Source organism: Promicromonospora iranensis (assembly GCF_028994805.1).
Classification (GTDB): Bacteria; Actinomycetota; Actinomycetes; order Actinomycetales; family Cellulomonadaceae; genus Promicromonospora; species Promicromonospora iranensis.
In genome coordinates, this window is sequence record NZ_JAJQQP010000001.1 from 476,946 (window position 1) to 498,079 (window position 21,134).

Annotated in this window: 17 protein-coding genes; 3 read left to right on the forward strand and 14 right to left on the reverse strand. The window is 72.9% G+C overall.

The features are described from left to right. Positions 1 to 70 precede the first annotated feature (70 nt). Positions 71 to 469 (reverse strand): hypothetical protein, encoded by a 399-nt coding sequence (locus tag LUM46_RS02070; protein ID WP_274991957.1) that lies wholly within the window; start codon positions 467 to 469, stop codon positions 71 to 73. 138 nt (positions 470 to 607) lie between these two features. Between LUM46_RS02070 and LUM46_RS02075 the strand changes: the two genes are divergently transcribed. Further along, complete coding sequence (locus tag LUM46_RS02075; protein ID WP_274991959.1) at positions 608 to 1,540, forward strand: 5'-3' exonuclease; 933 nt, start codon at positions 608 to 610, stop codon at positions 1,538 to 1,540. Positions 1,541 to 1,596: 56 nt separating this feature from the next. Here the strand turns inward: LUM46_RS02075 and LUM46_RS02080 are convergent, their stop codons facing one another. Continuing rightward, positions 1,597 to 2,346 (reverse strand): sirohydrochlorin chelatase, encoded by a 750-nt coding sequence (locus tag LUM46_RS02080; RefSeq protein ID WP_274991961.1) that lies wholly within the window; start codon positions 2,344 to 2,346, stop codon positions 1,597 to 1,599. Positions 2,347 to 2,388: 42 nt separating this feature from the next. Next, positions 2,389 to 5,076, reverse strand: a complete 2,688-nt coding sequence (locus tag LUM46_RS02085) for a phosphoenolpyruvate carboxylase (RefSeq protein WP_274991962.1) — start codon at positions 5,074 to 5,076, stop codon at positions 2,389 to 2,391. 95 nt (positions 5,077 to 5,171) lie between these two features. On the opposite strand from LUM46_RS02085, the gene LUM46_RS02090 reads away from it, so the two are divergent. Beyond that, positions 5,172 to 6,080 carry a DNA/RNA non-specific endonuclease gene (locus LUM46_RS02090; protein ID WP_274991963.1) on the forward strand — a complete coding sequence of 303 codons (909 nt, stop codon included), beginning with the start codon at positions 5,172 to 5,174 and terminating at the stop codon, positions 6,078 to 6,080. Here the strand turns inward: LUM46_RS02090 and LUM46_RS02095 are convergent. From LUM46_RS02095 to LUM46_RS02135, 9 genes are all read right to left on the reverse strand, one after another. Then, a complete protein-coding gene (locus LUM46_RS02095) occupies positions 6,044 to 6,907 on the reverse strand; it encodes an NAD-dependent epimerase/dehydratase family protein (RefSeq protein WP_274991964.1) in 864 nt (287 codons plus the stop codon). The two genes, LUM46_RS02090 and LUM46_RS02095, sit on opposite strands and share 37 nt — an antisense overlap. A gap of 66 nt (positions 6,908 to 6,973) precedes the next feature. Beyond that, positions 6,974 to 7,759: a deoxyribonuclease IV gene (locus LUM46_RS02100; protein ID WP_274991966.1), complete on the reverse strand. Its 786-nt coding sequence runs from the start codon at positions 7,757 to 7,759 to the stop codon at positions 6,974 to 6,976. Positions 7,760 to 7,805: 46 nt separating this feature from the next. Beyond that, positions 7,806 to 9,509 carry an outer membrane protein assembly factor BamB family protein gene (locus LUM46_RS02105; protein WP_274991968.1) on the reverse strand — a complete coding sequence of 568 codons (1,704 nt, stop codon included), beginning with the start codon at positions 9,507 to 9,509 and terminating at the stop codon, positions 7,806 to 7,808. 61 nt (positions 9,510 to 9,570) lie between these two features. After that, a complete protein-coding gene (locus LUM46_RS02110) occupies positions 9,571 to 11,226 on the reverse strand; it encodes an outer membrane protein assembly factor BamB family protein (RefSeq protein WP_274991969.1) in 1,656 nt (551 codons plus the stop codon). A 30-nt stretch (positions 11,227 to 11,256) separates the two neighbouring features. After that, a complete protein-coding gene (locus LUM46_RS02115) occupies positions 11,257 to 12,912 on the reverse strand; it encodes an outer membrane protein assembly factor BamB family protein (RefSeq protein WP_274991970.1) in 1,656 nt (551 codons plus the stop codon). A 44-nt stretch (positions 12,913 to 12,956) separates the two neighbouring features. Further along, positions 12,957 to 14,567, reverse strand: a complete 1,611-nt coding sequence (locus LUM46_RS02120; protein WP_274991971.1) for an outer membrane protein assembly factor BamB family protein — start codon at positions 14,565 to 14,567, stop codon at positions 12,957 to 12,959. A gap of 63 nt (positions 14,568 to 14,630) precedes the next feature. Continuing rightward, entirely contained in the window at positions 14,631 to 16,424 is a 1,794-nt protein-coding gene (locus LUM46_RS02125; protein WP_274991972.1) for an outer membrane protein assembly factor BamB family protein, read from the reverse strand. Further along, positions 16,421 to 17,623: an ABC transporter permease gene (locus tag LUM46_RS02130; RefSeq protein ID WP_274991973.1), complete on the reverse strand. Its 1,203-nt coding sequence runs from the start codon at positions 17,621 to 17,623 to the stop codon at positions 16,421 to 16,423. Before LUM46_RS02130 ends, LUM46_RS02125 begins: the two co-directional genes overlap by 4 nt. After that, positions 17,620 to 18,519 carry an ABC transporter ATP-binding protein gene (locus tag LUM46_RS02135; RefSeq protein ID WP_274991975.1) on the reverse strand — a complete coding sequence of 300 codons (900 nt, stop codon included), beginning with the start codon at positions 18,517 to 18,519 and terminating at the stop codon, positions 17,620 to 17,622. The genes LUM46_RS02130 and LUM46_RS02135 overlap by 4 nt, the downstream gene beginning before the upstream one ends. Before the next feature lie 392 nt (positions 18,520 to 18,911). Here LUM46_RS02135 and LUM46_RS02140 point away from each other — a divergent pair, with 392 nt between their 5' ends. Then, entirely contained in the window at positions 18,912 to 19,625 is a 714-nt protein-coding gene (locus tag LUM46_RS02140; protein ID WP_274991977.1) for a hypothetical protein, read from the forward strand. Positions 19,626 to 19,889: 264 nt separating this feature from the next. On the opposite strand, the gene LUM46_RS02145 is transcribed toward LUM46_RS02140, so the two are convergent. After that, positions 19,890 to 20,858, reverse strand: a complete 969-nt coding sequence (locus LUM46_RS02145) for an ArsA family ATPase (protein ID WP_274992072.1) — start codon at positions 20,856 to 20,858, stop codon at positions 19,890 to 19,892. Then, a complete protein-coding gene (locus LUM46_RS02150; protein WP_274991978.1) occupies positions 20,852 to 21,133 on the reverse strand; it encodes a cory-CC-star protein in 282 nt (93 codons plus the stop codon). Before LUM46_RS02150 ends, LUM46_RS02145 begins: the two co-directional genes overlap by 7 nt. Between the last annotated feature and the right edge of the window lies 1 nt (position 21,134).

The following is a 21,134-nucleotide window of genomic DNA, read 5'->3' on the forward strand; positions in this document are numbered from 1 at the left end:
GAGAGCGCCGCCGATCGCCGCCGGCGGCGCTCCGCATTCTTTACTCGGGCATCCTCCACACAGTCGTCCCTCAGGCCGGCGCCTCGCCAGGCGTGATCGCACCGAGGAACAGCTCGGCCAGGAGCGTCCACTCCTTGAGCGGTCGGTCGCCGACGAACCGCGCCGCTTCCTCGGGCGTCCGGTTCACCAGCGCGATGTCGACGACGAACGAGCCGTCGCCCTCCCGCCAGACGACCGCGGCGTTCGTCCGCCGGCTCGACCCGCTGATCCCGGCCCGGAGCTCGTTCTCCGGCTTCTGCACCCGCTCGATCAACGGGTAGTCGCTGGTGTGTTCCCAGCTCGACCACGCGTAGCTCAGCGCACGCTCGAGGTCCGCCTTCGCAGAGGTCACTCGCGTCTCGCCGATCGCCGCCAGGCCAAGGCCGAGGCCCTCGATGACCTCGGTCACCTGCTGTTCTTTGCTCTCCATGGTCGGACACTACGGGCACTCCAGGCCTGAACCGGCGCTCGGGCGCCATTTCCCCCAGATTGTTCCCGTACTGCGGCCTACGGCGCCTCCAGCGTGCTCACCGTACGCGTGTCGGTGTGCCGTGGCAGGCTTCGCTGCATGAGCCTGATGCTCCTCGATACCGCCTCGCTGTACTTCCGCGCGTTCTTCGGCGTCCCCGACTCGCTGCGAGCGCCCAGCGGCCTGCCCGTGAACGCCGTCCGTGGTCTGCTGGACACCGTCGCCTGGCTCGCCACCACGCACGGTCCCGACCGGATGGTCGCGTGCTGGGACGACGACTGGCGCCCCGCCTTCCGCGTGGAGGCGATCCCGAGCTACAAGGCGCACCGCGTCGCGCAGGAGGTCCCGGGCACCACCGGCATCGAGGAGGTGCCCGAGGTGCTGCTCGCCCAGGTGCCGATCATCGTGGACGTGCTCGCGGCGCTCGGCATCGCGCGGGTCGGCGTACCCGGCTACGAGGCGGACGACGTCATCGGCACCCTGACCACCCGCGCCGTCGAGCAGAACACCGGCCCGGTGGACATCGTCACGGGAGACCGCGACCTGTTCCAGCTGGTCGACGACGGCGCGGGGGTGCGTGTGCTGTATCCCGCGCGTGGCATCCGTGACCCCGACGTGGTGAACGAGAAGCGCCTGGCCGAGCGGTACGGCGTCGCGTCGGGGCAGGCCTACGCGGACATGGCGACGCTGCGGGGCGACCCGAGCGACGGCCTGCCGGGCGTGCCCGGGGTCGGCGAGAAGACGGCCGCCAAGCTGCTCGCCCAGTACGGCACGCTGGCCGGGATCATTGCGGCCCGTGACGCCGGTGACAAGGGGCTGACCACCACCCAGCGCCGTCGCCTGCTGGAGGCCGACGCCTATCTGCAGGTGGCACCGATCGTGGTGCAGGTGGCACGGGACGTGCCGCTGCCGGCGTTCGACCCGGCGGTGCCCCAGGCTCCCGCCGACCCGGAGGCGCTGGAAGCGCTGACCGCCCGGTGGGGCCTGAGGTCCAGCGTCGAGCGGGTACGCACCGCCTTCGGCTGGGACTGAGCGCACCGTCGGACGCTCAGGTCACCGGGAGTGACCTGCGCGTCCGACATGTGGCTTCAGGGACTGACGGCGTCGTCGTAGCGGTCCAGCACCACCTGGACGAGGCGGGGGTCGGCCTTCTCGGCTCGGGCCGAGCCGGAGACCGGGTCGGTCACGACGTCGGCGCCCGCCTCCAGCACGCGGTCCAGGAAGTACCCGGGCGCCAGCAGGTAGGACACGACGATGACCCGGGCCGCGGCGCCGGCGGCTCGGGCGGCGGTCACCGCCGCCGGCACGCGCGGTTCTGCGCCCGCCCCGTACGACGGCGTGATGGGTCGCCCCAGACGCTGCGCCAGCGCGCTGGTGACCTCCTCGACGGCGGTGGCGGCCGCTGCCACCGAGGAGCCGGCGGCGGCGAGCACCACCGCGTCGTCGGACCGGAAAGGGCCGTGCGCGGCCTCAGCGGCGGCGTACCGGTCGGCGAGGATGTCGACGAGCAGCGGGTGCGGCCCGAGCGGTTCCGCAGCGACCGCCGCGCCCGCGCCGGAGGCGTTGACCGCGGTGACGGCCTGCGCGATGTCGTGCCGCACGTGGTACCCGGTGGACAACAGCAGCGGCACGACGACGGCGGAACCCGCGTCACCGACCGCACCGGCCAGGACCTCACCCACCTCCGGCTGCTGCACGTCCACGAACGCCTCGCGCACGTCGAGCGCGGGCCGAGCCGCGCGCACGCCGTCGAGCAGCGCACGGACCGCCGCCTGACCCGCAGGATCGTCGGTCCCGTGCGACGTCCCGACCAGTACCGCACCCATCGTCTCTCCCATCGGTCCACCGGTCCTTGCCACCGCCGAGATCGGCCGTTCAGGTCACCCTGTGTTCTGCAGACCCGCCGAGACACCGTTGACCGTCAGCAGCAACAGGTGCTGCAGCCGGCCGGCGTAGTCGCCGTCGACCGCGGAGCCACCGTCGGACCCCGTGCGCAGGCCGCGCAGTGCGCGGACCTGCAGCAGCGAGAGGGCGTCGACGTACGGCGACCGCAGCTGCACGGCACGGCCGAGCACGCGCTTGGAGGCCAGCGGCCACTCGTTGCCGCTGATCTTCAGCACCCACTCGCGGGTCAGCCGCAGCTCGTCCAGCACCATCGCGGCAAGGTCGTCGCGGTCACCCAGCGCGAGGTACTGCGCGGCGATCCGCTCGTCGGTCTTGGCGAGCGACATCTCGACGTTGTCGAGCAGGGTCGCGAACAGCGGCCACTCGTTGCGCGCCGACCGCAGCAGCTCGACGTCGCCGCACGCGGCGAGCGCCGTGCCCAGGCCGTACCAGCCGGCCAGGTTGATACGGGCCTGGGACCAGGAGAAGACCCAGGGGATCGCACGCAGGTCGTCGAGCGAGTTGACCGAGAGGCCGCGCTTGGCGGGACGCGACCCGATCGGCAGCAGACCCACCTCCTCCAGGGGCGTGACCTGCGCGAACCACTTCGGGAACCCGTCGGCCTTCACCAGCTCGTGGAAACGCTTGCGGGACGTCGCGTCGAGGTCCTGCGCGAGCGGGGCGAACTTCGCGGTGGCGCTCTCGTTGACCTCCTCGACCGACGGTGCGGAGGCCAGCAGCGTCGCCGCGGCCACCTGCTCGATGTGCCGGGACGCGATGACGGGGTCGCCGTACCGGGCGAGGATGACCTCGCCCTGCTCGGTCAGCTTGAACCGGCCGTCCACCGAGTGCGGCGGCTGGGCGAGCACCGCGCGGTTGGCGGGGCCGCCGCCGCGGCCGAGCGCGCCGCCGCGCCCGTGGAAGAGGGTGAGCTTCAGGTCGTTGTTGCGTGCCCACTCGGCGATCCGCGACTGGGCGTCGTGCAGGGCGAGCGTCGCCGCCACGGGACCGACGTCCTTGGACGAGTCCGAGTAGCCGAGCATCACCTCGACGCGTCGGCCGTTCTCGGCCAGCCGCTTCTGCACGGCGGGCAGCGTCAGCATCGAGTCCAGGATCGGCACCGAGTTCTGCAGGTCCGCGAAGGTCTCGAACAACGGGATCGCGTCGATCACGGGCCCCGCCTCGGGGTCGTCGGCGAAGGCGTACGACGCCAGCTCGTAGACGGCGGCGAGGTGCTCCGGCGCCTGCGTGAACGAGACGATGTAGCGGCGCGCGGCGCGCTCACCGAACCGGCGCTGGATGGCGCCGAGCGCGCGGTAGGTGTCGAGCACCTCACGGGTCTTGTCGCTCAGCGCTCCGTTGACACCCAGCTCGCGGATCTCGTCCAGCGCTGCCGCGTGCACCTGTGAGTGCTGCCGCACCTCGAGCTCCGCGAGGTGGAACCCGAAGGTCTGCACCTGCCAGACCAGCCGCTGCAGGTCCCCGTAGGCGGCGCGGGCCGCGCCGGCGGCCACCAGCGAGTCCTGCACGACCATCAGGTCGGCCTCGAACTGCTCGGCGTTCGCGTACGCGAGGTCGGCATTGCGCGTCCGGGTGGCGGCGACCCGCTCCGCGAGGGCCAGCATGACCGCCCGGTGCGGCTCGTTCGGTGATGCCGCCTCGGCCCGCCGGGCCGTCTCCTCGGACATCTGGCGGAGTCGCTGCCAGAGCGCATTGAGGTCGGACGACGGCGTCGTGCCCTCGGCGTCGAGCGTCAGCTTGCGTCCGGTCTCCACCGCGAGGCGCTCCAGCGCCGCCAGGGCGTGGTCCGCCGCCAGGGACGCTGCCTGCCGGGTGACCTCCGCGGTGACGTTGGGGTTGCCGTCGCGGTCGCCGCCGATCCAGGTCCCGAGCTTCACGAACGGCTTCGCGACCGGCATGGCACGACCCGCTTCGTCGGCCAGGAGCCAGTCGTCGAGACGCCGATAGACGTCACCGAAGACGTCCACGAGCACGGCGTCGAACACGCCCATGACCGTCTTGACCTCGTCGAGCACCGAAGGCTTGCTGGTCCGCACGGGGGCGGTGCGCCATATGGTGTCGATCTCGGCGAGCATGCGCCGCTCGTTCTCGACGAGGGTGACACCACCAGGGCGGCGGGTGTCCCGCTCGGCCAGGAGATCCGAGACGCGGCGGATGGTCCCGCTGATGGCCCGACGGCGTGCCTCGGTGGGGTGTGCCGTCAGCACCGGCCGGAACTCCAGCTCGCCCAGCCTGCGCAGCGCCTCTTCCCGCCCCACCTCTTCGGTGAGCTGCGCGAACGCGGCCGGGATCGTGTCCTCGATGACCGCCGGACCGGTGGTCGTCTCGGCCTCGCGGGAGCGCAGCACGCGGACGCGGTGGTACTCCTCGGCGAGGTTGGCGAGGTGGAAGTAGCAGGTGAAGGCACGAGCGACCTGTTCGGCACGCTCGACGGTGAAGGACGCCACCAGGTCCGCCGCCTCGTCGAGGGCACGGGGCGACGGGTCACCGTAGGCACGGATGGTCAGCTCACGAAGGCGTTCGACATCGTCCAGCAGATCCTGGCCCCCGTCCTCTCGGAGGATTCTGCCGAGAAGTCCGCCCAGAAGGCGTACATCCTCGCGCAGCGGATCGGGTACCTCGTGCCGGGCGTTGCCGCGAACGGTCTGAGTTGATTCACTCACGGGCTAGAGCCTAGGACGAGATTGCCAATGCCCGTTCACCCTGTCCGGTTGTTGGTCTGGCCATGACCAGTCCGACTCTGGTTGGCTGTCTACCTGTGACCGGTTATGACGCAGAGTTCCTCGGTTTCACCGTCCCGCTCCCGGTCTCGCCCGTCGAGGTACGTGTCCTCCATTACACCCACTTCTCGGTGCTGCTCGACCCGCGCCGTCGGCTCGCCTCGGCGACAGCGTGCGTCGTCGACGGCGCCGCGCTCCTTGCCCTGCGCCGCACGGGCCGGTGGCGGCTGGACGGCCGCGTCCCGACCGCCGAGCAGGCGGGCGGCGAGCTCTACTCGGGCAACCCCCTCGACCGCGGCCACCTCGTCCGGCGCCTCGACCCGGTCTGGGGCGACGCCGAGACCGCGGCACGGGCCAACCACGACACGTTCACCTACACGAACGCCGCGCCGCAGGTGAACAGGTTCAACCAGTCCAAGGAGCTGTGGAACGGGCTCGAGGACCACGTGCTCCGGTACGCCGCGGCCCATGACCATCGCATCGCGGTGCAGACCGGACCGGTCTTCTCGGCCGACGACCCGCTCTACCGCGGCGTCCGCATCCCGCGCCTGTTCTGGAAGATCGTGGCGTGGGTCGGCCCGGGCGACGCGTTGCAGGCCACGGGGTTCGTGCTGGACCAGACGCCCCAGCTCGACGACGCCCAGCTCTACGAGATCACCGCCCAGGCCCTGGCCCGGGACGACATCCCGCCGCTGGGCCCGTTCCGGACCTACCAGGTGCCGGTTGCCGACGTCGCCGCGCTGACCCGCTTGGGCCTCGGCCCGCTCCCGGGGGCGGACGTGCTCGCGGAGCCGCCCCGGGCGCCGTCGGGCAGCCGGCCGACGGACATCACCATCCACCGCCTCCCGCGAGCCCGAGCCTGGTCCGAGATCCGAACCCGCGACCAGATCACCCTCCCCCTCGGCGGGGGTCAGGGGTTGTCCTGCCAGGAGTGTTTCGGGGTGTAGCCGAGGAGGCGTCGGGCCTTGTCGATGCTCAGCAGCGTCTCCCGGCCCACGAGCGGACGGCGGAGCGGCACGTCCGGGAACACCTCGGCGGCCAGGTCCGCCGACGGCCGGTCCATCACCGTGTCGTCGTTGGCGATGACGAACGCCTCGAACCCGGTGAAGTCCGCCTCCAGAGCGCGGCGCACCGCTTGCGCGCCGTCGCGGCCGTCGATGTAGCCCCACAGGTTCCAGCGCCGCGCCTCGGCGTCGTCCTGCCAGGACGGGAAACGGGAGTAGTCCTCGGGACGCATCACGTTCGAGAACCGCAGGGCGGCGACCTTCAGCGCCGGGTCCCACCGGGTGAAGTGCTTGGCCATCTCCTCCTCGAGCGACTTGCCGAGGGAGTAGGTGGACTGCGGCAGCACGTCGTACTCCTCGTCCACCGGAAGGTACGGCGGCGGTACGTCGAACGGCAGCCCGAGCACCGTCTCCGACGACGCCGTGACCACGTTCCGGATGCCGACCACCTGCGCGGCGCGCAGCACGTTGTACGTGCTGGGCACGTTGTTGCGGAAGGTCGCGGCGTTGGTCGCCATACCCGGGGCCGGGATCGCGGACAGGTGCACGACGGCGTCGGCCGCGCGCCCCTCGTCGACGCCGGACAGCAGCTCGATCACCTGGCCGAGGTCCGTCAGGTCGGCGACGGTGAAGTCGCCCGGACTGCCGGGCGGCGACGCCACACGGTCGGTCGCGACCACGTCGTAGCCCGACTCCACCAGGTGCTCCACCACGAATCGGCCGAGCTTGCCGCTCGCCCCCGTGACCACTGCTCGCTGCGTCGTTGCCATGGGTCGATCCTGTCAGGTGGCCTCGACAGGCTCGACCAGCGGTACGGCGGGAGTCGCCCGCGAGGGTCAGCCCAGGCGCTCGCGCAGCCAGGCGATGTCGGGTGCCATGTCACCCTTGGTCTCGCAGATGACGGGGGCACCCGCCGCCGCGATCACCCCGACCAGCAGCTCCTCGGGGATCTGACCGGCGCCGAAGTTGATGTGCCGGTCGGCCCCGGACCCGGCCACGTCGCGCGAGTCGTTGGCGTGCACCAGGTCGATGCGGCCGGTGATCGCCCGGATCTGGTCGACTGCCGTCGCGAGGTCGATGCCGCCCGCCCAGGCGTGACAGGTGTCGAGCGTGAACCCGACGTTATCGCCACCGTTCGCCGAGGTCACGGCGGCCCACAGCGCTTCGATCCGCTCCAGGCGCCGGGCCATGGAGTAGTCCCCACCCGCGGTGTTCTCGATGAGCACCGGGACGTCGGTCTCCAGGGCGTCGATGGCCTTGCGCCAGTTGTCGAAGCCCTTGGCCGGCTCGTCGTTGGCGGTGACGTGCCCGCCGTGCACCACGACACCCTTGGCGCCGATCGCGGAGGCGCCGTCCATGATCTGCTGCAGCAGCTTGCGGCTCGGGATCCGGATCCGGTTGTTCGTGGACGCCACGTTGATCACGTACGGCGCGTGCACGTACAGGTCCAGGCCGGCCGCTGCGGCGTCGGCCCGGAGCGCCTCCGCGCCACCCTCGTACGGCAGATCCGGGACCTTCCAGGCCTGTGGGTCGCTGAGGAACACCTGCACCGTGTCCGCGCCGAGCGTCTTCGCCGCACCGATCGCGTCGGTCAGGTCCACGTGCGCGCCGATCTTCACCATGGCCCCACCATAGGACGGCTCACCCACACGGCGACGGCCGACCACGTCAGCCCAGGCCGTGCACGCCGGACGGCGACAGGGCGAGCAGGTGGCCGCCCACCGCGAGCAGGGCGGCGCTCTGACGCAGGCTGACGGTATCCGCCATCGGCTCCTCCCAGACCAGGTCGCCCGACACGGTGTCGAGCGACACGAGGTCGAAGGAGCCTGCCTCGTCGGACAGGAGCAGGAGCACGTGCCGGCCGTCGGTGAAGGCCCGGAGCAAGAACAACCCGGCGCCCCACGGCGCTTCGTCGGCACCCTCCGAGAGCTCCTGGGTCCACCGCTGCTCACCGGTGGCGAGGTTGAGCCCCCGTGCCGCACCGCTGTCGGTCAGGACGACGGCCGTCTCGCCGACCTCGGCGGCGAACAGAACGACCTCCGATCGCAGGACGCGGTCCCAGAGCAGCGTCCCGTCCGGTGCGTAGGCGCGCACGCCGCGTGCGCCGTCGTCCCAGCCCAGCAAGGTGCCGGCCCCGGTGGTCACCAATGCCTCGGTCATGCTGCCGTCGGCGGTCATGAGCGCCGCACCGTCCGCGGAGTAGAGCACGGAGGACGTCGTGAGGTCGAGCCCCGCCGCGACGTAGCCTCCGGTGCTGAGCCCGGTGACGCGGCTCTGTGCTGGCTGGTCGGCTCCGTGGAACAGCACACCGTCCGACGTGACGGATCCACCAGCGCCGCAGCCGTACAGTGCCACGACGTCGGAGCCGATCCGAGCCCCGAACAGGTCCGGCTGCAGCAGGTTCTCGTCGGTCACGGGGTCGGAGACCCCGCCCCAGGCGCCGTCCATCCACACGTTGCAGCCCTCGGCCGCGGTGGCGCGAAACGGAACGCTGACGGTCCAGCGCTCCGCGCCGGTGGCCGCGTCCTCGGCACGCAGCCTGATGTCCCGCCCGGACTCGACGGTCCCCGTGCAGTCACCGGACGGCGAGCACGCGGCGTCGCCCAGGTTCATCGCCGAGACAGGGCCGACCCGGTCGGCCCGCAGCACCGTTCCGTCCGGACCGGGACGGGCGGAGCCGTACCGGCGCGTGTCCGCGGCGTCGAGGGGGCGCCAACCGGACACGACGCCCTCCGGTCCCACCGTCATGACCTCACGTTCGCCGCCCCGGCCCTGAAGGCACACCACCGTCTCGGTGTCCACGGCATCCCAGCCCGGGTAGCCGGCCGGCCCGCAGTCCGGGTCGTCACCGAGCGGGATCGCCCACATCTCCGCGCCCGTTGCGGGGTCCAGCGCGAGCAGCTCGTCCCCGGACACGAACGCCAGCAGCCCGCCGAGGGCGGCGACATGAGCCATGCCCCAGTCGTCGACGGGACCACCGGAACCGACGTCACCCTCCCACTGCCACACCTCCTCGAGCGGTGCCGACAGGTCCACGACGCCACCGTTCACCTCGCGGATCCGATCCATCCGCTCGGCGTCGCGCACTCCCTCCAGGGCAAATCCCGTGCCGACGGCGATCGCGACGACGGCGGCGATCGGAACCAGCGGGCGCAGCCACCTGACCGGTCCGAACGGCGCCATGGCCACGGGGGTGTCGCTCCCGGCCCCGTCAAAGGCCCCGTCACCGACCTCGTCACCGGCCCTGTCCCCGGCAGGGGTACCGCCAGGACCGTTCCCCGAGCCCTCCACGGCGGGTGACGGAACATCGACCGCGTCGCCTTCGACGAGGTCGAAGACGACCGCGTCACCCTCCGTCGGATCACGTCCCATGAGGCTGAGCGTATGCCGGGCCGGCTGGCGCATCACGGAAAACGGCCGCCCGGCAGCCCGCTCAGCCGAGGCCGCGGATACCGTCCGGCCTGACCTCCACGAGATTGCCGTCGACCGACATCATCGTGCCGCCGAATCGCCCGCCCGTCCCGCTGTCAGCCGCGTCGTCGTGCTGCTCCCAGGCCACCTCGCCGGAGACCGCGTCCAGCGACACCAGCCCCGTACCGCCGTACCCGTTCTCGGTGAGCAGGAGCACGAACTGGCCGTCGGTGAAGGCCCGGGACACGTACACGGCCGTCTCGTCGGAACCCGAGCCGTTCCACGTCCACCGCTTCTCACCGGTCAGGAGGTCCAGCCCACGGACCGACCCGGTGCTGGACAGGATCACCGCCGTCCCCGCGACCTGCGCGAGGAACATCTGGTTGTCCGTCCCCTCCTCGACCTCCCAGCGGAGGGTGCCGTCCGGCTCGTAGGCCCTCGTCCGCGCTCCCGGCCCACCGACGCCGACGAACGTGTCGGGCCCGGACCCGTCCACGGCGACCGGCTCGGCCGCGTACCCGTCGACCTCGCCGACGGCGTCCCCTGCGGTGTCGTAGAGGACGGTCCGCACCTCCTCGTCGAACATGTATCCGGTGTACCCGCCGGAGCGGAGGCGCGCCACGCCGCCTGCCCCGGGCTCGATCTCGGTGCCGAGAAGCACGCCGTCCGCGGTGACGGCCGCCTCGATGCCGCAGCCGTACAGCTGGACCAGCATGTCGGAGATCCGCGCGCCGAAGGCGCCGGAGTCGAGCATGTCGCTCAGGTCCACCGCGGTACGTCCCCCGTCCCAGGACGTGCCGTACCAGTTGGCGCACTGGTTCGCAGGTGTGGGCCGGAACGGGATCGTCACCCGCCAGCGTTCCTCGCCCGTGAGGGCGTCCTCGGCACGGAGCGCGAGGTCCTGGCCGGCCTCGACCGTGCCCGTGCACTCCCCCATGTCGGTGCACTCCGCGTCGCCGAGGCCCGACGTCGGCGCTCGCCCGACCCGCTCCCCGCGCAGCACCGTGCCGTCCGGTCCGGGGCGGGCAGCACCGAAGCGCCGGCCGTCCGCCGGATCGAGGACGCGCTCCGACGAGACCACGCCGTCCGGCCCCACCACGGTGGCCGCCCGGTCGGCGCCGGAGCCCACCAGGCACACCAGGCCCGTCGTCGTGACCTCGCCCCAGCCCGCCGAGCCCATCGGCCCGCAGTCGGCATCCGCCCCGAGCGGGACCATCCAGGCCTCCACGCCCGTCGCCGCGTCGAGCGCGACCAGGTCCGTGCCCGTCTCGAACACGAGCACGTCCTCCAGCACCGCGGCCTCGGCCCCCAGCCCTTCGGCCAGGGCACGGCGGGAACCGACGGCGCCCTCCCACCTCCACGTCTCGACGAGCGGTGAGGACACGTCGACGACACCGCCGTGCATGTCGCGCATCCGGTCCATCCGTGCGCCGTCTCGCGCACCGTCGAGCGCCAGCCCGGTGCCGAACAGGATCGCCAGGACCGCTGCGGCCGGTGCGACGGCCCGCACCCGTCGGCCCAGCTCGCCCGACGACGACTCGCCGGGCGCGGACGCGGCACCGTCCTGCTCGCCCCCGGAACCCGCACCGGGCGGAGCGAGCGGTCCCTCGGGGTCGGCCGCGCCGTCGTCGATCAGGTCGAAGACGAACGCGCCACCCGGATCCCGATCACGTGCCATGCGGTCGAGCGTATGCCGCTCGGGTCCCACTCACCCGAGACCACGCACGCCGCGCGGGGTGACCTCCAGCAGGTTGCCGTCGACGGCCACCAGGTCACCGACCACTCCCTGCTCGACGGTGTCGCCGGCCGTCGGGTCGAGCGTGGTGAGCGGCCCGCCGCCCGCCCGGTCCCAGACCACCGCTCCGGAGGCCGCGTCGAGCGCCACCAGCCCTCGTGTCCCGCCGGCCTCGCCCTCGGTCAGCAGCAGCACCGACTCGCCGTCGGTGAAGGCCTGGGCCACCTGGGCGCTCCCGAAGTAGCCGCCGTCGTCCGCCGACGCCGGGGCCGAGCCGTCCCACACCCACCGCTCCGCGCCGGTGGCGAGATCCAGCCCGCGCACGCTCCCGGCGCCCGTGCTCACCACCGCCGTGTCACCCACCTGCGCGAGGAACTGCTGGCCGCCCGACTGGAGCGCGATGTCCCACCGGGGCGTGCCGTCCGGCTCGTAGGCGCGCAACCGTCGAGCGGGCTCGTCCACCGCGAGCAGCGTCGCCGGCCCGGCCTCGTCGGTGGTCCACGGGCCGAGCGGATAGCCGGTGACCTCGCCGACGACCCGGCCGTCCGCGGCGTACAGGGTGGCGCGAGCGACGCCCTCGAAGCTCGTGGCGGCGTATCCGGCCGCACCGAGCCTGGTGACACCGCCCCCGCCCGGCTCGAGCTCCGTGCCGAGCACCACCCCGTCCGGCGTGACGGAGGCCTGGACGCCGCACCCCTGCAGGTCGACGAGGCCGACACCGACCCGCGCGCCGAAGGTGTCCGGGGCGAGCTGCCCGCTGAGGACGAGGCGATTCGCCGAGCCGCCCCAGGACCCGCCGAACGTGCGGGAGCACTGTGTGGCGTCCGCCGGCCGGAACGGGACGGTCGCAGTCCAGCGCTCCGCACCCGTTGCCGCGTCCTCCGCACGCAGCACCAGGTCCCGGCCCGCCTCGACGGTCCCGGTGCACTCGCCGACGTCGGTGCACCCGGCATCGCCGACGTCGATCGCCGAGAGCAGCCCCACCCGCTTCGCGCGCAGCACCGTGCCGTCCGGCCCGACGTGGGGCTGCCCGTACCGGCGCGCGTCGGCGGCGTCGAGGGCACGCGGGGCGGACGTCTCCCCGCCCGGCCGCACCGCGATGGCCTCGCGCTCGGCGCCGTGCCCCTGCAGGCACACCAGCGCTGCCGACCCCGGCCCGGTCCGGACGGACGAGACCATCGGCCCGCAGTCCGCGTTCCTGCCGAGCGGGACGCTCCAGGCTTCCTCGCCGGACGCCGGGTCCAGCGCGACGAGCTCGCCGTCGGACTCGAGCACCAGCACGCCGCCGAGCACCGCGACGTCGGTGGTGCTCTCGCCGCGGCCGACCGCGCCACCCCACACCCAGGTCTCCGCCAGGGGCGACGACACGTCGGTGACACCGCGGGGAAGGTCGCGCATCCGCTCGCTCCGCGCGTGGTCCCTGGCGTCGTCGACGGCGAGCCCGGTCCCGAGCACGATCGCCAGGACCGCCGCGACCTGTGCGGCCGCCCGCCGCTTCCGGCCAGGGCTGGGCGCCGGACCGGCCGGCGCACCCGCCCCGTCCGGGCTCGTCGGCGCATCGCGGGCGGCCACGTCGTCGTCGACCAGGTCGAAGACGAACGCATCGCCCTCGTCCGGCCCGCGCGCCATGCGGCAGAGCGTAGCGCCAGGCGGTTCAACCGGTCCGGCGAGCCTCACCCCAGACCGCGCAGGCCCTCCCGGGTGAGCTCGACGAGGCGCCCGCCGACGGCGACCACCGGGCCGGTCATCGGCATCTCCCAGAGCTGCCTGCCGGTGTCCAGGTCGAGAGTGACGAGCCGGCCCTCGCCGCCACCGTCCCGCGACAGGTGCGCGAGCGCCAGCGCCTCACCGTCGGTCAGGGTCCGGTAGCGGGTGAGCCCGGTCAGGTCGTCCCGGCCCCACGTCCAGAGCTCCCTACCGGTGGACCGGTCCCGGCCCACCACCGAGCTCCCGCGGTCCACGACCACCACGTCCCGGCCGGCGAGCAGGACGCTCCAGCCGTACCGCTCCGACCAGGCCACCGAGCCGTCCTCGCGCTGCGCCTCGAACCCCGATCCGTCGGTCCTCGTCGTGACGAACCACAGGTCGTCGGGCGCGTCGGGCGACGTCGGCCCGACCCGCACCGAGCCGTCCAGGGTCTGCAGGGTCTCACCGGCCTCGTCCACGACCGTCGTGCCGGGCCCCTCGCCCTCCAGGGCGAAGCGGGCGGGACCGAGCTCCGTGACCCACGCCGGCACGGAGCCGTCCGCGTCGGCGGCCAGGTCGAGCCGTGTGCCCGACACCGACAGGGTCGCCGACACGCCGCACCCGTCGACGACCACCGTCTCGGCCCCCGCTCTGACGGCGACCACGTCGGTGTCGACGGCCGACCCGACGGCCGGCCAGTCGCCGGGCTCCACCGCCGCCTGGCAGTTCATCGAGTTCATCGGGTCGAACTCGACGACGGCCCTCCAGCGTGCGGTGCCCGTCCGGGCGTCCTCCGCGACGACGAGGAGGTCACGGCCGGTGGTCAGGGCCTCGGGCGAGCAGCCGACCGCCGGGTCGCACTGCACCGCCCGGGCGGGCTCGCCGGTCCGGCTGGTCCGCGCGACCAGCCCGTCCGGTCCCGGGAACACCTGCTCGCCCGGTGCCAGGTCCGCGGACCGCGCCCTGGTGCTCCCGTCCGGGGCGATGGTGAGCACCTCGCGCGCATCGTCCGCGCCGTGCACGCACACCAGCGCCTCGGTCGACGTCGATGCGTCGTAGCCGGTCGGGCCGCAGGTGGCGCGCTCGCCCAGCGGAACACGCCAGACCACCTCGCCGCGCTCGGGATCGATGGCCACGACGTCCTCGAAGCCCGGCAGGACCGGCTCGCCCCGGTCCGGCGATGGGGCCGACCACGGCCGCTGCGCCTTCGCCGGTGGCACCACGAGCAGCCGGCCCATCGTCACCACCTGCTGCTCCGTGGGCATGCCCTGGACCTGCTCGGCAAGCGTGTCGAACGGCACGGTCCAGGTCTCCGTGGGCCGGGCCGCGAGCGACGCGACGCCCACCGGCGAGGTGCGCATGAGGTCCTCGCGCCGATCGTCCCGCACCAGGTCGACGGCGGCGACGGTGACCGCGACGACGGTGACGCCGGCGGCGACGAGCAGCCAGGTCCGGCGCGGCACCCGCGACAGCCTGACCAGGAGCGAAGGTCGATCCGGGGGCGGGACAGGGGTGCCCGGTCCGTCGCCGACGCCGTCCGGCCCGTTCTCCTCGACCAGGTCGAAGACGACGGAATCCTGCTTGTCGGGCCGGGCCATGGCGGGAGCCTACCTGCGTGACCCGTGCGCTCGGAGTGGACCCTGCGCAGGATCCGCCGGCGGTCAGCCGAGGCCCACCACGCCCTCTTGCGTGACCTGTGCCAGGTACCCGTCGACACTGATCAGCTGGGTGTAGGGGGTCTCCTGCTCGATCTCCCAGCGCAGCGCACCGTCCCGGAGGTCCACGGCCAGCAGCCGCAGGCCGGACGCGCTGCCGCTCGGGTCGGCGCTCACCGGCAGCAGCAGGGTGTCGCCGTCCGTGTAGGCCCCGAAGATCGTCGACTCCGCCGCCCACGCCATGTCGCCGAACGAGAGGACCTCGGGGTCGAGCGTCCACCGGTCCGCTCCCGTACCGAGGTCGATGCCGCGCACGGCGCCCTGCTCGTCCAGGACGACGGCGGTACCGGACACGCGGGCCAGGAGCGTGGTGGCCCTGAGCCGCGGAGCGGACCAGAGCCGTGCCCCGGCATCGCCCTCGACCGTGGACCTGGCCTCCGCGTGGACGCCCACCCGCTCCAGCAGGATGCCCGGGTCACGGCCGTCGGTGGCCCACGGCACCAGGGCCTGCCCCTCGAGCGGGACGGTCGCGCCGTGCGGCAGGTGCACCACGTCCCTGGGGGCGGCACCGGTGACCGCCGTGTCGGGGCCGACCCAGCCGCCGTCGGGCAGGGACGCGAACGATGCGGTGTCCACGCCGTCGGCCGGTGGATCGTCCGCGTTCTCCGGGTCGTCCAGCCGCGTGCCGTCGAGCAGGAACGCCGCCGAGACCCCGCATCCCTGTACCTCCAGCACGTCACCGTGCAGGTCCCAGCCCAGCGCGCCGGCGACGTCGAGGACCGGGGCGCCGGTCTCGTCGTAGGTGAGGCAGCTGTCGGGGCGTGGAGCCCCGAAGGCCACCGTGTCGCTCCAGCGCTCCGTGCCCGTCGCGGCGTCCTCCACGCGGACCGTCAGATCGGGCCCGACGAAGGCCTTCGGGAGATGCGGGGCGCCCAGCTTGTCGACCACCACGGGGCGCTGCTCCTGCTCGCCGCCCAGGGGCTCGAAGTGGATGAGACCGCCGCCGGGGGCGGGCATGACCTGGGCGGCCGGGTCGAGCTCGCGGGTCTGCGTGGCGCCGTCGGCCTCGACGACCGTGACGTTCTGCACCCGTTCACCGCCGTCACCGGACGACGTGACGCAGACCAGCGGGTCGGCCGGCGCACCGGACGCGGGCCCTCCGGTGCCGCGGTGAGTCGTCGGACCGCAGCTCAGGTCCTTCTCGAGGTCGACGGTCCACAGGTCCTCGCCCGACGCCGGGTCCACGCCGCGGACCTTCGCGTCGCCCGCGATCGCGAGCACACCCGGCATCGCGACGAGGGTCGCGGCGATCGGGTTCTCCAGGTCCGTCGACCACAGCTGGGTGGGCTTCGTCGCCAGGCTCCGCACCCCGGCAGGCGTGGCGAGGAGCGCCTGCTCGCGCAGCCGTGCGTCCACGAGCACCCCGGCCGCCACCGCCAGCACGACGACGGACACCGCGCTCCCGACCAGCAGCACCTTGCCGCGGCGGGTGCTGGGCAGCCGCCGTCGGACGGCCGCCCCACCCCGCCGCGCGGTTCGCCCGACCGCGGCCCGGGCACCGGTGAGCGCCGGCGCCACCCGGCCAGGTGCACGGGGCGCCGGCTCGTCGGCCCGGTCCGCGGCGGCGTCCGGCTCGACCGTGTCCGGACCGCCGCCGTCGCCGCCGTCCGGGCCCTCCGCGCCGTCCGTGCCACCGGCGTCGGAGACGCCGGGGACCTCGTCGATGAGGTCGAAGGTGTGTACCTTCGACGGCTCGGGCGTCCCGTTCCCGGTCTCGTCGTGCTCGGTGCGTTCGGTCACGCCCCGAGGGTAGTGCCCCGCTCCGCGGCCATGGCCGTCTTCCAGCTGACCCGGCCGCCGGTCTGCATGAGCGCCCCGCGGTAGGCGCGCTCGCTCAGGAGCACCGCGCCGAGCGTGGCCACCACGAGGATCAGGAGCGACACGAGCGGCTCCCACCAGAGCGCGTCGCCGTTCAGCACCCGCACCGGCATCGACACGATGGAGGCCGGCGGGATGTAGGACAGGACGCGCTCGAACGTGCCGTCGGCCGAGAACGTGACCACGTAGACGCCCATGAGCAGCATCATGAGAGGGCTGGTCGTGTACTGGAGGTCCTCCGTCCGCGACGCGAGGGAGCCGGCCACCGCGTACAGGGCGGCCATCGCGACGAACCCGACGGTGAAGAAGACGACGAACCAGAGCATGGTGGCGGTCATCGCGGGCAGGATCGCTGACAGGTCGGTGAACGAGACCCCGATGAGTCCGACGCCGGCGAGCAGCAGGTTCTGCCCCAGTGCGATCACGGAGCTGCCGATGATCTTGCCCGCCAGGAGCTGTCGCAGCGGCACCGCGGTGGCGATGATCTCGACGAGCCGGGACTGCTTCTCCTCGATCACGCTCCCCGCGATCATCGCGCCCGAGCCGACGGCACCCGTGAAGAACAGGAACGCGAGGACGAACCCGGCCACGAGCACGACCTGCGGGTCCACCGGGTTGCCGTCGAGCCGCTCGGTCTCTACCTCGCTGCCCGCGGTCAGGGCGTTCATGCTCGTGCCCGCGTCGGCCGCCCGGTCGGCCAGGACCTGGTCCCGCACCGTGGTCCCGATCAGCTGGGTGAGATCCGGGTCCGGTTCCCGCCAGCCGGACAGGGTCCAGCTGTCGGTGCCGGACGCTGCCCCGGAGCTGAGCCACGCGTCGGCGGTCTCGTCGTCGAGCGCGGCCTCGGCGGCCGACGCGTCGTCGACCGGGAGCATGCTGAGCTCGATCTGCCGGTCGTCCGACGCCGCGTCGGCCGCGGCGGACTCCAGCGCCGTCACCGCCGACTCGTCCCCGGCGACCACCGCGACCTCGAACGACTGGGTGCGGCCCTCCATGAAGGACGTGAAGCCGATCAGCCCGCCGATCATCGCGACGGTCACCGCGAGGCCGATCAGGAACCCCTTGTTGAGCGCCCGCACGACGATCTCGCGGGTCGCCACCACCATCCATGCGTTGCTCATGCCGTCACCTCACGGTAGATCTGGGCCAGCGTCGGCCTCACGGGGGAGAACTCGCGGACTGCGCCACGTTCCAGGGCCGCGGCCAGGAGGCGGGTGGCCGCGGTGTCGTCGTGCACCTCGACCAGTGCGGACGGGCCGTCCACGTCCACGGCCAGCACGCCCGGAACACCGCGGACAAAGCCTGCGTCGCCCGACAGCACCAGCCGGTGCCTCGTGACACCCTGGGCCCGCAGCTCGTCCGGCGTGCCGTTCGCGAGGACCCGGCCGCCACCGAGGATCACGAGCCGCTCGCACAGCCGCTCCACGAGGTCGAGCTGGTGCGAGCTGAACAGCACGGGCACGCCGCGCCGCGTGTGCTCTCGCAGGAGGTCGGCCATCGCGTCGACGGCTGCCGGGTCCAGGCCGCTGAACGGCTCGTCCAGGACGAGCGCCTTCGGCTGGCCCATGATCGCCGCGACGATCTGCACACGCTGCTGGTTGCCCAGCGACAGCTTCTCCACGTGCTCCTTCGCGCGGTCCGCGAGCCCGAGGCGGTCGAGGTGCTCCAGCACCTCCCGCCGGGCGACGGACGGGGCGATGCCGCGCAGGCGGGCCAGGTAGACGAGCTGCTCCAGCACCGGCTGCTTCGGGTAGAGGCCGCGCTCCTCGGGCATGTACCCGAACTCTCGGCGATCGTGCCGGGTGACCGGGGCGCCGTCGAACCGCACCTCGCCGCTCGTGATCGCCAGGACACCCATGATCATGCGCATGGTCGTCGTCTTGCCGGCGCCGTTGCCGCCCACGAAACCAGTGAGCAGGCCCGACGACGCCGTGAAGCTCACACCGTCCACCGCTCGCCGGGGCGCACCGCCCGACAAGAACACGCGGGTCAGGTCCCGCACCTCCAGATCGCTCATGGCGGCCACGCTATGGCGGCGCGGGCACCGATGAGATCCGCCGCAAGAGGGACCCGCCTCACCCTCTGGGTGGGCACCAGCCCCAGTGTGGTCGGCAAAGTGTCAGAAGATCGGCATTTCGAGTTGCCGATCATGCGACATTCTGCCGACCACGGTGTGTGTACCCGCATCTGACCTGGTATTACACGTACCGGTTGCCGATGGCGTTCTGCCACGTATTGTCCCGACCGGAGTGCCGTATGAAGAACAGCGGCACTGAATGGTTCGTCGGCCCGTCCACGGAGAAATGAGCACAGTGCTCCGGCGGATGCTTCGCGGTCCGGTACTCAGCTACCGAAACGTCATGGCAGAAGGGCACAAGGCAGTATCTGAACCCGCAGGGGGAGCTAAGCGTGCGCAATCGTTTGATCGTCACAGGAACGGCCGCAGCCTTCGTGCTGACGGCGGGGATCGTCGGTGCCGTAGCCGTGCAACCGGCGGGGACGGACCTGGACCGGGAGACGTCGGCCGGACCCGCGTCCGCACCCGACGCGCTGCAGGGCCTGCCGCCGATGCTGCTGAAGCGCGAGCCCGCGTCCGGGCCGGGGGAGAAGGGCACGGTCGACGTGCAGTCGGGCCCGCAGCAGCCGAACCGGTTCACGTACACCCCGCCGCCCGCGTCCACGTACACGCCCAGGCACATGGCTGTTCCGTCCCCTGACCTGCCAGGCAGCGGCTTCACGAACGCGCCCGTGCCGGGTGTCGACATCGGCAACGGTTCCGGGACCAGCACCCCCGGCCGGCCCCCGGCGGACTCGGTGCGACCGCCGACGTACCCGCCGGCCAACCCGCCGGCCAACCCGCCGGCGCAGTCGCCCCAACCCACACCGACCCCGACACCTACGCCGGACCCCACGCCGACTCCGACGCCGACGCCGGACCCCACGCCGACCCCGACGCCCACCCCTGAGCCGACCGACCCGCCGTCGGAGGAGCCCACGGACCCGCCGTCGCAGGAACCGACCGATCCGCCGCCGGCCGAGCCGTCGCCGGACCCCTCGGAGAACCCGTCTCCGGACCCGTCGACCGAGCCTTCGCCGGAACCCTCCACGGAACCGACCGAATAGTCCGGTTTATTGGACGGCATTCCAGATCACCGAACACGGAGAAGCGAGGCCCTTTGCCGAGGGCCTCGCTTCTTCGCACTTTCATGGCACGCTCTAGAAAACGGATATTCGGCAGAATCAACGCTTTCCCGGCCGTTCGCGCCCGATCCGATGAACAGCGGCGAGCGTCGGTAGTGCCGCTCCGGTCATTGCGGCTCCGATCCGCGTATCGGTCGGCAGAATCATCCGCACGGCTCGTTCATTCGGCAGAGACGGTCGCCCGGTCTACCGCAGCGCCGCCCCGAACCGCTCCAGCCCGTCGGCCCCGGTGACCTCGCCCGGCAGCAGCTCGCACTCGACGCGCGGGAGGTCGCCGAGCTCGTCGTCCAGCACGGCCAGCCACTCGTCCTCGTGCGCCCGCCGGGCGGCGAGCAGCCCGCCGGCGCCGTCGGGCGAGCGCTTGTTCACGACCAGACCGCCCACCGGCACGCCGAGCCCGCGCAGGGTCCCCGCCAGCTCGACGGTCTCGAGCACCGGCAGCCGCTCGGCGGCCAGGACCAGCAGGAACGACGTCGTCTCCGGATCGGTGAGCACCGCCCGCAACCGTTCGAAGCGTTCCCGGCGCCGCAGCAGGGTGCGCCGGATCTCGCTGTCCCGCTCCGCCTTCGGGTCGCGCACGCCCAGCCCGGAGAGCGCACCCGCGAACTTGTCGGCGCGGTCCCGCCGCCGCAGCAGCCCTTCGGTCCAGGCGGACATCGTCTCGGGCAGCGCCATCAGCCGCGCGGTGTGGCCGGACGGTGCCGTGTCGAACACCACGAGGTCGTAGTCCGCGAGGCCCGTCTCCACGGCGTCGGCGATCCGTTCGAGCACCGCCGCCTCGTGCGTCCCCGGGGCATCCCTGGCCAGCTCGAGGTGCCTGTCGACCTCTGCGGCGAGGTGTTCCGGCATCAGCCGGCGCAGCGTGGAACCGACCTGGGCCAGGTGGGCGTCCGTGGTGCGCTGCGGGTCGATCTCCACCCCGTCGAGCAGACCGGAGCCGGTCGCGCCGCCTCGCCACAGCGGTACGACGGCGTCCCCCACCTCCCGCTGCCACAGGTGCCCCAGGTTGTGCGCCGGGTCGGTCGAGACGACCAGCACCCGGCGGCCCGCCTGGGCCTGGGCGAGCGCCAGCGCGGACGCCGTCGTCGTCTTGCCGACGCCGCCCTTCCCGCCGAGGAACAGGACGCGCCGGTCCCGCACGACGTCGGTCAGCAGCACGAGACGTCCTCCAGCGGCGATCGCTCCATGCCCATCCGGGTGTGCCACTCGTGCACCCGCTCGTAGACGAGCGGCAGCAGCTCCGCCGTGTAGTACGACGCGGGGTTGGGCACCCCGAGCGCCTCGCTCAGGACGAGGAGCATGAACAGGTCGTCCTCGTCCCGTCGGGCACGCCCGAACGTGCGGCGGTACGGCGCGACGTAGAACTCGCGCAGCCCGTCGGAGACAGCGCTCAGCCGCCGGCGGGCGGTGCCGAACCGGCGGCTGAGCACG

What these genes read in the sequence shown, in the direction of transcription:
- LUM46_RS02095 (WP_274991964.1), bottom strand. Translation starts at nt 6,907, where the DNA reads ATGGCAACGACGCAGCGAGCAGTGGTCACGGGGGCGAGCGGCAAGCTC.
- LUM46_RS02100 (WP_274991966.1), bottom strand. Translation starts at nt 7,759, where the DNA reads ATGGTGAAGATCGGCGCGCACGTGGACCTGACCGACGCGATCGGTGCG.
- LUM46_RS02115 (WP_274991970.1), bottom strand. Translation starts at nt 12,912, where the DNA reads ATGGCGCGCGGGCCGGACGAGGGCGATGCGTTCGTCTTCGACCTGGTC.
- LUM46_RS02075 (WP_274991959.1), top strand. Translation starts at nt 608, where the DNA reads ATGAGCCTGATGCTCCTCGATACCGCCTCGCTGTACTTCCGCGCGTTC.
- LUM46_RS02110 (WP_274991969.1), bottom strand. Translation starts at nt 11,226, where the DNA reads ATGGCACGTGATCGGGATCCGGGTGGCGCGTTCGTCTTCGACCTGATC.
- LUM46_RS02105 (WP_274991968.1), bottom strand. Translation starts at nt 9,509, where the DNA reads ATGGGACGTGATCCGACGGAGGGTGACGCGGTCGTCTTCGACCTCGTC.
- LUM46_RS02130 (WP_274991973.1), bottom strand. Translation starts at nt 17,623, where the DNA reads ATGAGCAACGCATGGATGGTGGTGGCGACCCGCGAGATCGTCGTGCGG.
- LUM46_RS02070 (WP_274991957.1), bottom strand. Translation starts at nt 469, where the DNA reads ATGGAGAGCAAAGAACAGCAGGTGACCGAGGTCATCGAGGGCCTCGGC.
- LUM46_RS02135 (WP_274991975.1), bottom strand. Translation starts at nt 18,519, where the DNA reads ATGAGCGATCTGGAGGTGCGGGACCTGACCCGCGTGTTCTTGTCGGGC.
- LUM46_RS02120 (WP_274991971.1), bottom strand. Translation starts at nt 14,567, where the DNA reads ATGGCCCGGCCCGACAAGCAGGATTCCGTCGTCTTCGACCTGGTCGAG.
- LUM46_RS02080 (WP_274991961.1), bottom strand. Translation starts at nt 2,346, where the DNA reads ATGGGAGAGACGATGGGTGCGGTACTGGTCGGGACGTCGCACGGGACC.